The organism is Corynebacterium jeikeium (assembly GCF_000738175.1).
Taxonomy (GTDB): domain Bacteria; phylum Actinomycetota; class Actinomycetes; order Mycobacteriales; family Mycobacteriaceae; genus Corynebacterium; species Corynebacterium jeikeium_C.
Window position 1 is genome coordinate 62,632 of record NZ_JFCH01000039.1, and the last position, 14,402, is coordinate 77,033.

Below are 14,402 nucleotides of genomic sequence, written 5' to 3' on the forward strand. Positions count from 1 at the left end.
ACAGGCGGACATTAGACTGAATAAGCGTGACTTCAAAACGTGCATCTCTCGCCGCCTTGACCCTGATGTTCGGGATCATCGTCGTCGACCAGATCACTAAATGGGCGGTCGTCGAAAATCTAGAGGAGCAACGGGCCTACCCCGTCATCGGCGAGTTCTTCCGGCTTTATCTGGTGCGCAACCCTGGCGCGGCTTTTTCCATGGGGACGAACGTCACCATCATCTTCTCCGTATTCCAGCTAATCGCGTTCTTGGCCTGCATTGTTCTGGCCCTGCGTACGCGCTACATGGCCGGGGCGCTACCGATCGGCCTGATCGGCGGCGGTGCGGCGGGCAATCTGCTGGATCGCGTTTTTCGAGAGCCCGGGGGCATGCACGGGCATGTTGTGGACTTTCTTTCTTTCGGTAGCTTCGCGATCTTTAATGTTGCGGACGCCGCCATCACAGTCGGTGTTGTCTGCTACCTGATCTATGCGTTCTTCATCGAACCGGCGAATCACGTGCGGGAAGAGCGGAAGGAGCAGGAGGAAGCCGGTGAGGAACAGGAGGACACCAGCGAGGAGGTGGGCCGATGACCCGCGAGAACCGAGTGATGCCCGTGCCGGACGGTCTGGCCGGCATGCGGGTGGATTCAGGCTTATCCAAGCTGCTGGGGCTCAGCCGCACCGCCGTGGCAGAGCTGGCGGCCGACGGTGACATTCTGCAGGACCAGGCGCCGGTGGGGAAGTCCGACCGGCTGGTCGCGGGCGCGTGGCTGGACGTGACCCTGCCCGCCCCGCCGCGGGATCTGGCCGCCGAGCCCGCCCGCCTTGTGGAAGGCATGGACATCCTCTACTCCGACGAAGACGTGATCGTGGTGGACAAGCCCGTCGGCGTGGCCGCGCACCCCACCGTCGGCTGGGAAGGTCCCACCGTAACCTCCGGCCTGGCCGCCGCAGGCTTCCGCATCTCCACCTCCGGCCCGCCGGAGCGCAAGGGGATCGTGCAGCGCCTGGACGTCGGCACCTCCGGGGTGATGATCGTCGCCGCCAGCGAGCGCGCCTACACCGTGCTGAAGAATGCCTTCCGCGACCGGGAGGTCTCCAAGACCTATCACGCGCTGGTTCAGGGCCACCCGGATCCGACTTCCGGCACGATCGACGCGCCGATCGGCCGCCACCCGTCCGCGGGCTGGCGTTTCAGCGTGCGCGAAGACGGCAAGCACGCCATCACCCACTACGACACCCTGGAGGCCCACCGCCAGGCCAGCCTGCTAGAGGTGAAGTTGGAGACGGGACGCACCCACCAGATCCGTGTGCACTTCTCTGCACTGCACCATCCGCTGTGCGGCGACCCGATGTACGGCAGCGATCCGAAGCTGGCGGAGAAGCTGGAACTGACCCGCCAGTGGCTGCACGCCGTGGAACTGGGCTTTCCGCACCCGGATGGCTCCTGGAAGACCGTCCGCTCGCCGTACCCGGAGGATCTGCAGCTGGCCCTCGATAGGCTGCGGGATGCCAACGGCATTGCCGCGCCGGGTTCCGGTGAAAGGCCACGCCCGTGAGCCAGGAGCAGCACTATCGGGGGCGTAATCCCCAGCAGTTGAAGGCGAACAAGAAGCGACAGCGCCAACTGGACTGGGAGGATACGCGCCGGCCCGCCTGGGTGGCCTGGCTTTCCGGACTATGCCTCATTGCGATGGGGCTGGGCGTCATCGCCATGAGCACCTCGGACCTGACCTCAAAACCGCCGAACATCAACGGCGATCAGCTCGGCCCCTTCGACGGCACCCCGGCGCAGTACCGGGAGCATGCGCGTGAGCAGCTAGACCAGATGACCGGGGACGAACCCCGCTGGGCACTAGTTTCCCCCGACCCGGAGCACCCTTGGGACTCTAAGGGGGTGATCGACCTGGTGCAGGGGCTCGATATGCGTGTGAGTACCCTCTACTTCGGAGCGACTGCGCAGGCCGTACTGCCCGAACCGGCGGTGGGCCGCACCCGCGCCGATGTAATCAATCAGGCAGTGGGGCGGATGGCGCGCAGCGCACAAACCGAACCGGACAAACTGCTTATCGATGGTGTGCTGGTCCATGCTACGCCCGAGCAACTCCGCGAGCTCGCACAGCGCGTATACGCCGTGGAGCCCGCGGACCCCGAGGCGGTTTATGGGCGCATTGGAATTCGACCGATGGGAGCTAGATAGGTGATCTGGGGCCTACTGTGTTACCTCATGTGGGGGCTATTCCCCGCGTTCTTCCCACTCCTGCAGCCAGCGACGCCGATGGAGATCCTGGCGCACCGCTTCGTGTGGACGCTGGTGTTCATGCTGTTGCTGCTCGCGGCGCTGCGCGGTTACAAGCAGCTGCGGGCGATCACGGCGCGTCAATGGTGGATCGTCTCGGCAGCCGCGCTTCTGATCAGCGTGAACTGGGGGCTGTACATCTACGCGGTGAACAACAACCACGTCGCGGATGCCGCCCTCGGATATTTTGTAAACCCGCTGGTTAGCGTTCTCTTGGGTGTGATCGTGCTGGGGGAGAAGCTGCGCCGCCTGCAGCTGGTTTCCGTCGGCATCGCCACCATCGCCGTCGTGGTTCTGACTGTCGCACTCGGTTCGCCGCCGATCATCTCTTTGGGTCTGGCCTTTAGCTTCGGGTTCTACGGGCTGGTGAAAAAGCAGGTTCGTTTGACGCCCATTCAGTCCCTCACCGCCGAAACTCTTGTACTGGCACCGGTAGGGCTGATCTACCTGGGGTTCCTGCAATCCCAGGGCACCAATACGTATGTGCAGCTGGGGGCCGGTCACGCAACGCTGCTGATGCTGGCGGGCGTGGTGACCGCGTTGCCGCTGCTGTGCTTCGCCCGCGCAGCGCAGGAAATGTCGCTGACTAGCCTGGGAATGGTGCAGTACATCACGCCCGTGATCCAGATGCTCTGGGCGGTGTTCGTGAACAACGAGCACATCGAGCCCGCCCGCTGGGTTGGCTTCGTGTTGATCTGGATCGCGGTGATCGTCTTCATCGTGGACATGGTGCGCCACCGCCCGCCGCGCGTGCGGCGGGTGAAGAAGCTGAGTTAGGCCAGCCCGAAAACGCGGTCGATCATCGCGTTGCGCATCATGCCCTGCGGATCCACCTTCGCGCGGATCTCGCAGGCCCGCGCTAGATCCTCGTGCCGTTCCAGCAGATCCTCGTGGGTGAGGGTGTGCAGCTTGCCCCAGTGCGGGCGGCCCCCGGAGGCGGCCTTGAAGATCGGCTCGATGTGACGGAACAGCGACTGGTGGCTGTCCCTGTTGTAGCGGTGGATGGCGATGTAGCAGGACTCGCGGCCTTTAGCCGTGGATAGCGGGACATCGTCCGCCGCGGTGGCGCGGACCTCGATGGGGAAAAGCACCTGCTCGCCGCAGGTGTTCATGGTGTGCTGCACGTCCCGCAGGATCTCGCGGGCATCGGACAGTGGCACCGAGTACTCCATCTCGTTAAAACGCACCCGGCGGGCGCTGACGAACACGTCGTGGGCCACGTTGGAGTACTCCCGCTGCGCCAGCGTCTTCGCGCTCAACTTAGCGAAAGGTCGGCTTAAGGAGGGGAAGTGGTGCGCCAGGTCGTTCATCACCCGATAGGCGCCGTTGTTTAGCAGCTCGTCATCCAGCACTTCCTTCCACCGCGGGATTGGGTTGGTGGGGGTGTTGCCAGGCAGGCGGGTGTTCGTCTTCACGTGGGCCACGTCGGTGCCGGGGAACCAGTAGAACTCCAGGTGATCCTTGCCGCGTACCCGCTCAGCGAAGTTTTCCACCACCTCGTCGTTCGGCTCGGCGCGTTCGACCGCGTGGAGGACGAAGGTATCCACCACGTCCATCTCGACCTCGGTGATGATGCCGTAGGCGCCCAGGGAAACGCGCGCGATGTCGTAAAGCTCGCCGGCGATGCCGTCTGCGCCCGGGTAGCACTCGTGCGCCTGGCCATCCGGCGTGATGATGCGGAAGGCGCGCAGCATGCCGGCGAAGCCGGTAAAGCCCAGCCCCGTGCCGTGGGTGCTGGTGCCGATAGCGCCTGCCAGCGACTGCGGGTCTACGTCGCCCTGGTTGGCCAGCGCCACGCCCAGGGGAGCCAGGATGCTCGGCACATCCCGCAGTCGGGTGCCCGCGCGCAGGCGGGCGGTCATCTTCTCCGGGTCGAAGCGGATCAACCCGGCGAGATTGTCCAGGCTCACCTGGATGCCCTCCGTGGCGGCCACCGAGGTGAACGAGTGGCCAGCGCCGATGGGCTTGACCTTCTCGCCGGAGGCAGCTGCCCGCTGAATGATCTGGATCAGCTCGGCCTCGTCGCGCGGGGCGACCTGCTTGCGCGGCTGGGCAGCGGAAACCCCGGACCAGTTGACCCAGCGAGAGTTATAAGCGGGCTTGCGGGTTGTAGTGGTGGTGCTCATCAGACAAAACTCTTTCCTTCGCCGCGGTAGGTGGGCCACTCCGCGATGATTTCGCCGGCCGAGACGACCAGCACGGTATCGATGTATTCAGTTGCTTCGCCGGCCTTCGCGTGGCGCATCCAGACGTGGTCGCCGAGGCGGAGATTGCGGGCGGCGGGGCCAGTCAGGGGAGTCTGCACCTCGCCGGGGCCTTCCAAGGGCGCCATCTTCAGGTCGCGTGGCCAGTCGACGACCGGCAGGCGGTCTTTGCCAGCCGGGCCGGAGGCGATGCGGCCGCCGCCGGCCACCGTCACCGTGTCCTCGGCAGGACGGCGCACGACCGGTACCACGAACCATTCGGCCGGGGTGGGCTGGAACTGCCGATAGTGGTCAAACAGGGCCGGGCCGATGATGCCGGAGCCCGCGCCGATTTCGGTGACCGCGGCCTCCGCGCTGGTGGTTTCGATGGACCCGGTGCCGCCGCCGTTGACGAACTCCAGCGGAGGCAGGCCCGCCACTCGCAGTTCTTCGGCGACGGCGGCGACGATCTTCGCGCGGCGGCCGGCCAACTCGCGGACGGACAACGCCTTCATCGCCGCGATCGCCGGGGAGGTATCGGTAGTGCCCGCCACCTGGCCCTCATATGCCATCAGGCCGACCAGGCGGAAGCCCTCGCGCTGACGGACCTGCCGGGCGATGTCGCGTACCTCCTCAGCCGTGTGCAGAGGGGAGCGCAGAGCTCCGATGTGAACGGGGCCGGCGCGCAGTGCGGCGTCAATATCAATACAAACCCGCACCTCACCGCGCTCGTGGGGCGGCACCACGGCGTCAATAAGATCCAGGTGAGCGACCGAATCCACCATGAGGGTCACGCACTCCATGGCGCGCGTATCGTGGATCAGGCGGTGCAGGCCCTCGCGGTGGGCGGAAGGGTAGGCGACGAGGATGTCATCGCTGACCTGCTCCTGGCACAGCCACAGGGCTTCGTTGAGGTTATAGGCCAAGATGCCGCGATAGCCGGGGAGGGTGAGGACCTCCGAGATCAGCGAGCGGATGCGGAGCGACTTACTGGCCACCCGGATCGGGGTACCGCGTGAACGGTGCGCCATGTCTTGGGCGTTGGCTCTGGCGGCATCCAGATCCAGCACCGCGAAGGGTGCGTCCAGGTGCGCCACTGCGAGGCGAGTCTCTTTCTTCATGAAAAATAACTGTATAGCGATAAGGAACCGCATGTGTCGAAAAATGCGATTTTTGCGACGCGCTATGATGGCCAACCATGAGCGGTTCCTCCTTTGTCCACCTGCATAACCACACCGAGTACTCCATGCTCGACGGCATGGCCAAGGTCGACCTCTTGGCTAAGGAAGTGGTGCGGCAGGGGATGCCCGCCGTCGGAATGACCGACCACGGAAACATGTACGGTGCGGATGCCTTCTACCGGGCGATGACAGCCGCCGGCGTGAAGCCCATCATCGGTATCGAGGCCTACATCGCCCCGGAATCCCGCTTTAACCAGCAGCGCGTGCGCTGGGGTAAGCCCGAGCAGAAGTCCGACGACGTGTCGGCCTCCGGCGCCTACCTGCACCAGACGATGATCGCGGAGAACGCGACCGGCCTGCGCAACCTGTTCTACCTGTCCTCCATGGCCAGCTACGAAGGCCAGCTGGGCAAGTGGCCCCGCATGGATGCCGAGTTGATCGCCCAGCACTCCGAGGGCATCATCGCCACCACCGGCTGCCCCTCCGGCGACGTGCAGACCCGCCTGCGCCTGGGGCAGTTCGACAAGGCCCTGGAAGCCGCCGGAATGTGGCAGGACATCTACGGCAAGGACAATTTCTTCCTGGAGTTGATGGATCACGGCCTGGAGATCGAAAAGCGGGTGCGCGACGATCTGCTGGAGATCGGCCGCCGGCTCGAGCTGCCGCCGCTGGTGACCAACGACTGCCACTACGTGCTGGAGCAGCAGGCCCCGGCGCACGAGGTGATGCTGTGCGTGCAGACCGGTTCCACGCTGGACGAGCCGACCCTGGACCAGGGCGGTAAGCGCTTTGCGTTCTCCGGCTCCGGCTACTACGTGCGCAGTGCGGAGGACATCCGCGCGCAGTGGGACAAGGAAGTGCCGAAGGGCTGCGACAACACCCTGTGGGTGGCCGAGCGCGTGCAGGACTACTCCGAGATCTGGGAGGAGCACCCGCACGACCGCATGCCCATTGCCGACGTGCCGGAAGGCCACACGCCGACGACCTGGCTGACCCACGAGGTGATGAAGGGTCTGGAGGAGCGCTTCCCGGGCAAGGAGGTGCCCGCCGAGTACATCGACCGCGCGAAGTACGAGATCAGCGTGATCGACATGAAGGGCTACCCGTCCTACTTCCTGATCGTCGCCGAGCTGATCAAGTATGCCCGCTCCGTCGGCATCCGCGTGGGCCCCGGCCGTGGTTCGGCTGCCGGCGCGCTGGTCGCCTATGCCCTGACGATCACGAACATCGACCCGATGGAACACGGCCTGCTGTTCGAGCGTTTCCTGAACCCCGAGCGCCCATCCGCACCCGATATCGATATCGACTTCGACGATCGCCGCCGCGGCGAAATGATCCGCTACGCTTCCGACCGCTGGGGCGAGGACAAGATCGCCCAGGTGATCACCTTCGGCACGGTGAAGACGAAGCAGGCCATTAAGGACTCCGCGCGCGCCCACTACGGCCAGGCGGGCTTCCAGATGGCCGACCGCATCACCAAGGCCCTGCCGCCGGCGATCATGGCCAAGGACATTCCGCTGCACGGCATTACCGACCCGGAGCACGAGCGCTACCCCGAAGCCGCCGAGGTTCGCCAGCTGATCGAAACCGACCCGGACGTGGCGAAGATCTACAAGGACGCACTCGGCCTGGAAGGCGTGATCCGCCAAGCCGGCGTGCACGCCTGTGCCGTGATTATGTCCAGCGTGCCGCTGCTGGACTGCATTCCCATGTGGAAGCGCAAGCAGGACGGTGCGCTGATCACCGGCTGGCCATACCCCGCCTGCGAGGCCATCGGGTTGCTGAAGATGGACTTCCTGGGGCTGCGAAACCTTACGGTTATTGGTGACGCCCTAGAAAACATCAAGACCAACCGCGGCTTCGATCTGGACCTGGAAAACCTCGACACGGTGGATGACCCCACCTACGAACTGCTGGCGCGCGGCGAGACGCTCGGCGTGTTCCAGCTGGACTCCGCGGGCATGCAGAAGCTGCTGAAGCGTATGAAGCCCACGGGCTTCAACGACATCGTGGCCGCGCTGGCGCTGTACCGACCGGGCCCGATGGGTGTGGACGCGCACTGGGAGTACGCCGACCGCAAGAACGGCCGCAAGCCGATCGTGCCGATCCACCCGGAGTTGGAAGAGGCGCTGCACGAGATCCTCGAGGAGACCTACGGCCTGATCGTGTACCAGGAGCAGATCATGAAGATCTCCCAGAAGGTCGCGAACTACACCGCCGGTCAGGCCGATGGCTTCCGCAAGGCGATGGGTAAGAAGAAGCCGGAGGTGCTGGAAAAGGAGTTCGTCACCTTCGAATCCGGTATGAAGGCCAACGGCTACTCCGCCGATGCCATCAAGACGCTGTGGGATACGATCCTGCCGTTCGCCGGCTACGCCTTTAACAAGTCCCATGCTGCGGGCTACGGCCTGGTTTCCTTCTGGACTGCGTACTTGAAGGCCAACTACGCGCCGGAGTACATGGCCGCGCTGCTGACCTCCGTGGCGGATAAGAAGGATAAGTCCGCGATCTACCTGGCCGACTGCCGCCACCTGGGCATTCGCGTGCTGTCGCCGGATGTGAACGACTCACGTTACACCTTCCAATCCGTCGGTAAGGACATTCGCTTCGGCCTGGGCGCAGTGCGCAACGTGGGCGAGGACGTGGTGAATTCCATCATCGCCTCCCGCGAGGAAAAGGGTGCGTTCACCGACTTCTCCGACTACCTGGACAAGATCGACCTGGTAGCGGCGAATAAGCGCGTCACCGAGTCCCTTATTAAGGCCGGCGCCTTCGACTCGCTGGGCCACCCGCGCAAGGGCATGGTACTGGTTCACGAGGACGCGGTGGATGCCGTCACCGCCACCAAGAAGGCCGCCGCGAAGGGCCAGTTCGACCTCTTTGCCGGCCTGGGCGGCGACGATGACGCGGGTGACGTCTTCCGCGTGGAGGTGCCCGACCAGGAGTGGGAGCGCAAGCACCAGCTGGCACTCGAGCGCGACATGCTGGGCCTGTACGTCTCCGGTCACCCGTTGGACGGCTTCGAGGACGCGTTGGATGCACAGGTCGACACGCCCCTGACCACCGTGCTGTCCGGCGAATTGCCGAACAACAAGGATCTGAAGATCGGCGGCATCATCTCGGCCGTCGAACGCCGCATCGACCGCAACGGTAACCCCTGGGCAATCGCCACGCTGGAGGACCAGCACGGCGCGCAGGTGGAGCTGCTGGTATTCCCGAAGACTTACCAGATGGTGGCCCCGCAGATTGTCGAGGACAACATCGTGCTGGCCAAGGCGAAGATCAACTACCGGGAAGACGATATGCGCCTGTTCTGCCAGGACATCAAGTCCGCTGAGCTCACCGTCGGCGCGGGCTCTGGCGTGCCGCTGCGCCTGAGTATTCGTGTGGATCAGGCCACTCCGGGCAACATGGCCAACCTGCGCCGGGTGCTCAGCCAGAACAAGGGTGACTCGGATGTGTACCTCACCCTCATCGACGGCGAGGAAGAGGTCCAGTTCCTGTTGGCTCCGGAGATGCGCGTGAACAAGTCTCCGTCCTTGATGGGGGCGCTGAAGGCTTCCACATGGGAAGGCATCTTCTCCTAGATCTATAGCGGAGCTATTGCCCCGTATCATCTTTGCCGAGCGCAACCCCCGCCGACCTGACACGATATAAGGGACACAACGCTTGCGCAGCAGCAGCCGCGCACTTCCCAAGGAGACATCCCTTCACCATGCAGGTCAACAAGCAAGCCGTTTTACAAGCGATCGAGGAACTCCTCGACGAACTCGATAGCCAAACCCTGCACTGGTACCCGGAGATCCGCGCCACCGCGCCGACCCACTTCGTCGGCGCCCGCAACCTGGTGCACTACACCACGCTGCGCACCAGCGACCGCCGCGGCCTGCAGGGGAATCTGGAGAGCCTGGGAGCCACACGCCTGTCCACTGCGGAGCCGGCGGTCAAGGCGCGCTTGCAAGCCGCGCACAACGTGGTCTCTGCTCTGGATGGTCGCTCGCCGCAGTTCGCTGAGGAGGACGTTTCTGACGCCATCGTGGGGGCCGATGAGCTGCTTGAACAGCACACGGAGGCTCTCTTCGGGGTAGAGGCTTTGCCAGGGGACTCCTCGTACATCATGGTCACCCTGCCGATCGAGGCCGCCTATGACCAGGAGCTGGTCGCCCGGTTGGTGGATTCCGGCATGGAGCTGGCGCGTATCAACTGCGCCCATGACGGGCCGGAGGTATGGAAGCGGATGATCGACAACGTCCGCGCGGCAGGCAAGGCCGCGGGGCGCTACATCCCCATCAGCATGGACCTGGCCGGGCCGAAGATCCGCACTGGCCGCATCGCGCCGGGCCCGGCGGTGGTGCGTGTGCGCGTGCAGCGCGACGACGCGGGCACGGTGATTCAACCCTGCCGCCTGTGGATGATCCCGGAGGATCGCGAGTTGGCCGAGGCTCCTATGGCGGAGAACACGCTGGGTCGCCCAATCGTGAGCGTGCACGTATCCCGGGAGTTCTTTGATGCCCTGGAGGTTGGAGAGACGATCCGTGTGGAGGACGCACGCGGCAAGAAGCGGAAGCTGGGCGTCATTAAGAAAGACAGCGAGGGCGCCCTGGCGGAGGGGCAGCAGAACATCTACCTGCAGCTCGGCGCGGAGCTGCGGACAGAGACCGCGAAGACGGCGGTTAGCTCGGTGCCGCAGGTGCTGCAGAAGTTGCGGCCGCAGACCGGGGACAGGATTGTGCTGACCAGCGCTGATGTGGTGTGCGACCCGCAGGCCGGCGGCATCCCGAAGATCAGCTGTACGCTCCCGGAGGCGGTGCGGGCGCTCGAGGTGGGCCAGCAGGTACTTTTCGACGACGGCGCGATCGCGGCGAAGGTCGTAGGGAAACGGGGAACCTTGGGCACAGAGAGCACAGGGTGCGCAGTAGGCGCAGAGGAGACGGTCGAGGCGGAGCTGCTGGTCACCCGCGGCGGGGCGAAGCTGGCGGAGTACAAGGGCATTAACCTGCCCGACACGGAGCTGCCGCTGCCGAGCTTGACCGAGGAGGACGAGGCCGCGCTGGCGTTCGTGGCCGAGCACGCGGACATGGCCGCGGTGAGCTTCATCCGCTCCCGTGAGGACGTGGCCTACGTGCTGGAGAAGTTCCACGAGCTGGGCGCCGACGATCTGGGTCTGGTGTTGAAGATCGAGACGATTCCGGCGTTCGAGAACCTGACCACCATCCTGCTGGAGGGCATGCGGCACGCGAAGTTCGGCGTGATGCTGGCGCGCGGTGACCTGGCTGTGGAGATGGGCTTTGCCCGCATGGCGGAGGTGCCCGGCCAGGTGATGGCGATGGTGGAGGCCGCGCACGTGCCGCTGATCATCGCCACCCAGGTGTTGGAATCGATGGCGAAGTCCGGGCTGCCGACTCGCGCGGAGATCACCGACGTGGCCTGGGCGCTGCGCGCCGAGTGCATCATGCTGAACAAGGGGCCGCACATTCCGGAGGCCATCGCGATCCTGCGGGAGATCGGCGTGAAGATGGACCGCTCGCAGCGCAAGAACCGCATGCTGCTGCATCACGTGCGCAGCTGGCAGTAACCGCGCGGCCTGCGTGGCCAGCTATGGCCGGCTACTCGGCGCTGTAGCGCGCCTCCCACGGGCCGAGCTCCAGGCGATCGTGGGGCGCGTCGGCCAGGTTCACGGTCACTTTCACCAGCGATTCCGGAGCCTGGTAGGTCAGCTCGATCCAGCGGCCGTGCGCCAGTTCGTCGTCTGCATCGACCGGCGGCACGGTCGGGTTCACTCCCGCCAGGGCCTCGCTGACCGGCTCCTCGCCATCGGCCCACCAGCGGATGTCCAGTAGCTCCGCCTCGGCCAGGCGGTGGGTGCGGCGGAACTCCAGCAGATCCGAGTACCCGCGCAGCACCTCCGCGTGCGGGTGCTCCGTGCGCTCCGCCCACTGCAGCACGCTGTTCCGGAAGGTTTCCTCCGCCGCCGGGTTCGGCACGTCCTTCGGGTCCCACCCGGCGCGCGCGAACTCGCGCATGCGGCCCTCGCGGGTGGCCTGGTTGAGCTCTTCGTTCTCGTGGTCGACGAAGAACGCAAACGGGGTGGAGGCACCCCATTCCTCACCCATAAACAGCATCGGGGTAAAGGGGCTGGTCAGCACCAGTGTGGCCTTCGCCAGCTGTTGGTTCACCGACAGGTTCATGCTGGGCCGATCGCCCGCCGCGCGGTTGCCGGTCTGGTCGTGGGTGGTCGTGTACGTCACGAAGCGCCACAGCTCCGGGTCCGTCACCGGCCTGCCGTGGGTGCGCCCGCGGAAGGAGCTATAGCGCCCGTCGTGCCAGAACACCCGCTGGAACGCCGTGGCCAGCACCTCCACCGTGCCGAAGTCGGAGTAGTAGGCGTGATCCTCACCGGAGACCACGGTGTGTATCGCGTGGTGGATGTCGTCGTTCCACTGCGCGACCTTGTATCCCTCGGTGTACACGGGATCGTTCTGATCCGATTCGGCCATGATCCAGGCGGGCTCGGCCGCGTCGCGGATCTGCTCGATCAGGCTCACCGCGCCCGTATCGTCCAGCGCGTGCACCGCGTCCAGGCGCAGGCCGTCCACTCCGAACTCCTGGGTCCACTGGTGCACTGCCTCCAAGATGTAGGCGCGCACCTCGTCGGAATCCCGACCCTGCAGGTTCACCACGTCACCCCAGCCGGTGGAGCCACCGGCGGTGTAGGGGCCGAACACCCCGGTGTAATTACCGTCGGGGCCGAAGTGGTTGTACACCACGTCCAACACCACGGCCAGGTCGCGGTCATGGGCGGCGTCAATAAGCCTCAACAGTCCGTCCGGACCACCGTAAACGTCCGTGACTGCGTGCCACATCACGCCGTCGTAACCCCAGTTACGCTCGCCGCCGAAGGGTTGCACGGGCATGAGCTCGATGGCGGTGACGCCCACAGCTTTGAGCTCGTCGAGCTTCTCAATCGCCGCGTCGAAGGTGCCTTCCGGGGTGAATGTGCCGATGTGCAGCTCGTAGAGAACCTCGCCGCGTAGCGGGCGGCCCAGCTGCTTGCGGGGCTTGTCGATTCGCCACACCTCCGACAGGCCGTGGATCCCGTCGGGCTGGCGCTTGGAGCGTGGGTCGGGGAAGACGGGGGAGCCGTCGACGGAGAAGCCGTAGCGGTCGCCGGGGTTGGCGGGCATGTCGGCGAGGAACCAGTTATCCGCCTCGCGGGTCATGGGGATGCGTTGTTCGGCGCCTGTGGTGGCACCGGAGTCGGTACCGGTGCTTGTTTGCGCAGGTTGCAGGACTAGTTCTACGTTTTCGGCCAGGGGAGCCCACACGGAATACATGTGTTTAACCCTAGCTGCGATAATGGGAGAATGCCTGACGATACAGCGCCGCAGAGCGCCTCCCACCCAGAGCCTTCCTACGTCCGCCCGCAACCGGGTAGGTATACCGCGGAGGTGGAGATCAAACGCTCCCGCTTTATCGCCCTGGCCACACGCTGCGCCACGGAGGACGAGGCACGCGACTTCATAGGAGCCATCCGGCGCGAGTACCCGGACGCGCGCCACCACTGCAGTGCGTTCGTGGTGCAGATGGATGCCGCGCAGCCCATCGAACGCTCCAGCGACGACGGCGAACCCGCCGGCACCGCAGGCCAACCCATGCTGGAGGTGCTGAAGGGTTGGCACGAGCCGGAGCCATTGCAGGACGTGGCGGTCGTGGTGGTGCGCTACTTCGGTGGGGTGAAGCTGGGCACCGGCGGGCTCGTGCGTGCCTACCAGGAGGCCACCCGCGAGGCACTGCAGCAGGTGCCGCTGGCGCTACGCCGTCAGCTGGACCTGTACACCTGCGAGGTGCCGCACGCAGACGCCGGGCGCGTGGAAGCCGAGGTCCGCGCCGCCGGATACACCGTGGTGGGAGTGGAATACAAGGCCGCGGCGGAGCTGGCGATTGCCTGCGAACCCGGCGCGCCGCTACCGGATTTCCTGGCCAGCATCACCAGTGGGGCAGTGGAGGCTCACCTGGAGGGGCAGCGCTGGATCGAGGACGCGCTGTAGCTGATTAAATACACGCTGATTAACTACACTGGCTAAGCATGAGCAACTATGGCAACCTGCCCGCCAACCGCCCGGGCAACGATCCCATCTCCCAGCGCAAGGCGGAGGTCCGCAAGCACACCCGGAACATCCAGATCGCCGGTGGCATCGGCGTGGTCAGCCTTATCGGTGGCGTGACGATCCTGCCCACCACGTTCTTCGCCATCATCGTGCCGATCCTGGCGGTGGCGTTCATCGCCTACAGCGGTTTTCAGATTAAGGGCATCGTTGAGCACAAAGATCAGTGGTGACGCACCCCGTTGGCCAAGCCTGCAACTTCTAGCCCTTCCAGCGCTTCTAGCAAGGTCCGCATCGATGCCTGGGTGTGGGCCGTTCGCCTGTGCAAGACCCGCGCCCAAGCCGCGGAGGCCTGCCGCGCCGGACACGTGAAGATCAACGACGTTTCGGTGAAGCCCGCCCAGCCGGTCGTGGTGGGCGATACGGTGCGCGTGTGGATCCACCACCGCGAGCACATTGTGGAGGTCACGCAGTTGCTCTCCAAGCGCGTGGGCGCGGAGCTGGCCCGCAAGGCCTATATTGACCATTCGCCGCCCCCGCCGGTGATCCCCGCCATGCCGCGCCGGGATCGGGGAGCGGGCCGCCCGACGAAGAGGGAGCGCCGCCAGCTGGAGCGCTTCAAGCGCGGGGAACTCTAGCCGGCTCTTTCC

General features: G+C 65.3%; 12 protein-coding genes. 9 read left to right on the top strand and 3 right to left on the bottom strand.

Annotated elements, in window-relative coordinates; genetic code table 11:
• Positions 1–26: 26 nt before the first annotated feature.
• Genes lspA through rarD form a run of 4 tightly spaced genes read left to right on the top strand, consistent with a single transcriptional unit; the run spans position 27 to position 3,060 of the window.
• The gene (gene lspA / locus JQ46_RS06830; protein ID WP_034986662.1) at positions 27–575 is read left to right on the top strand and encodes a signal peptidase II; all 549 of its coding nucleotides are present in this window, start codon (positions 27–29) and stop codon (positions 573–575) included.
• A complete protein-coding gene (locus JQ46_RS06835; RefSeq protein ID WP_034986548.1) occupies positions 572–1,543 on the top strand; it encodes an RluA family pseudouridine synthase in 972 nt (323 codons plus the stop codon). Before lspA ends, JQ46_RS06835 begins: the two co-directional genes overlap by 4 nt.
• The gene (locus JQ46_RS06840; protein ID WP_034986551.1) at positions 1,540–2,184 is read left to right on the top strand and encodes a hypothetical protein; all 645 of its coding nucleotides are present in this window, start codon (positions 1,540–1,542) and stop codon (positions 2,182–2,184) included. Before JQ46_RS06835 ends, JQ46_RS06840 begins: the two co-directional genes overlap by 4 nt.
• On the top strand, positions 2,185–3,060 hold the full coding sequence (gene rarD / locus JQ46_RS06845) for an EamA family transporter RarD (RefSeq protein ID WP_034986553.1): 876 nt from the start codon (positions 2,185–2,187) through the stop codon (positions 3,058–3,060).
• Here rarD and JQ46_RS06850 read toward each other — a convergent pair.
• Both JQ46_RS06850 and JQ46_RS06855 read right to left on the bottom strand, forming a co-directional pair.
• The gene (locus tag JQ46_RS06850) at positions 3,057–4,409 is read right to left on the bottom strand and encodes a D-arabinono-1,4-lactone oxidase (RefSeq protein ID WP_034986554.1); all 1,353 of its coding nucleotides are present in this window, start codon (positions 4,407–4,409) and stop codon (positions 3,057–3,059) included. The two genes, rarD and JQ46_RS06850, sit on opposite strands and share 4 nt — an antisense overlap.
• The gene (locus JQ46_RS06855; RefSeq protein ID WP_034986556.1) at positions 4,409–5,587 is read right to left on the bottom strand and encodes an amino acid deaminase/aldolase; all 1,179 of its coding nucleotides are present in this window, start codon (positions 5,585–5,587) and stop codon (positions 4,409–4,411) included. The genes JQ46_RS06850 and JQ46_RS06855 overlap by 1 nt, the downstream gene beginning before the upstream one ends.
• Positions 5,588–5,664: 77 nt before the next feature.
• Here JQ46_RS06855 and dnaE point away from each other — a divergent pair, with 77 nt between their 5' ends.
• Both dnaE and JQ46_RS06865 read left to right on the top strand, forming a co-directional pair.
• Entirely contained in the window at positions 5,665–9,234 is a 3,570-nt protein-coding gene (gene dnaE, locus JQ46_RS06860; RefSeq protein WP_034986558.1) for a DNA polymerase III subunit alpha, read from the top strand.
• A 128-nt stretch (positions 9,235–9,362) separates the two neighbouring features.
• Entirely contained in the window at positions 9,363–11,222 is a 1,860-nt protein-coding gene (locus JQ46_RS06865; protein WP_034986560.1) for a pyruvate kinase, read from the top strand.
• A gap of 31 nt (positions 11,223–11,253) precedes the next feature.
• Here JQ46_RS06865 and treZ read toward each other — a convergent pair whose 3' ends face one another.
• Positions 11,254–12,981, bottom strand: a complete 1,728-nt coding sequence (gene treZ / locus JQ46_RS06870; RefSeq protein WP_034986562.1) for a malto-oligosyltrehalose trehalohydrolase — start codon at positions 12,979–12,981, stop codon at positions 11,254–11,256.
• Between the two features lie 30 nt (positions 12,982–13,011).
• Between treZ and JQ46_RS06875 the strand changes: the two genes are divergently transcribed.
• The 3 genes from JQ46_RS06875 to JQ46_RS06885 are packed head-to-tail and all read left to right on the top strand — an operon-like array spanning position 13,012 to position 14,390.
• Positions 13,012–13,695: an IMPACT family protein gene (locus JQ46_RS06875; RefSeq protein WP_034986563.1), complete on the top strand. Its 684-nt coding sequence runs from the start codon at positions 13,012–13,014 to the stop codon at positions 13,693–13,695.
• A gap of 38 nt (positions 13,696–13,733) precedes the next feature.
• The gene (locus JQ46_RS06880) at positions 13,734–13,985 is read left to right on the top strand and encodes a hypothetical protein (protein ID WP_034986565.1); all 252 of its coding nucleotides are present in this window, start codon (positions 13,734–13,736) and stop codon (positions 13,983–13,985) included.
• Positions 13,986–13,994: 9 nt separating this feature from the next.
• Complete coding sequence (locus JQ46_RS06885; protein WP_051876280.1) at positions 13,995–14,390, top strand: RNA-binding S4 domain-containing protein; 396 nt, start codon at positions 13,995–13,997, stop codon at positions 14,388–14,390.
• Positions 14,391–14,402: the final 12 nt, after the last annotated feature.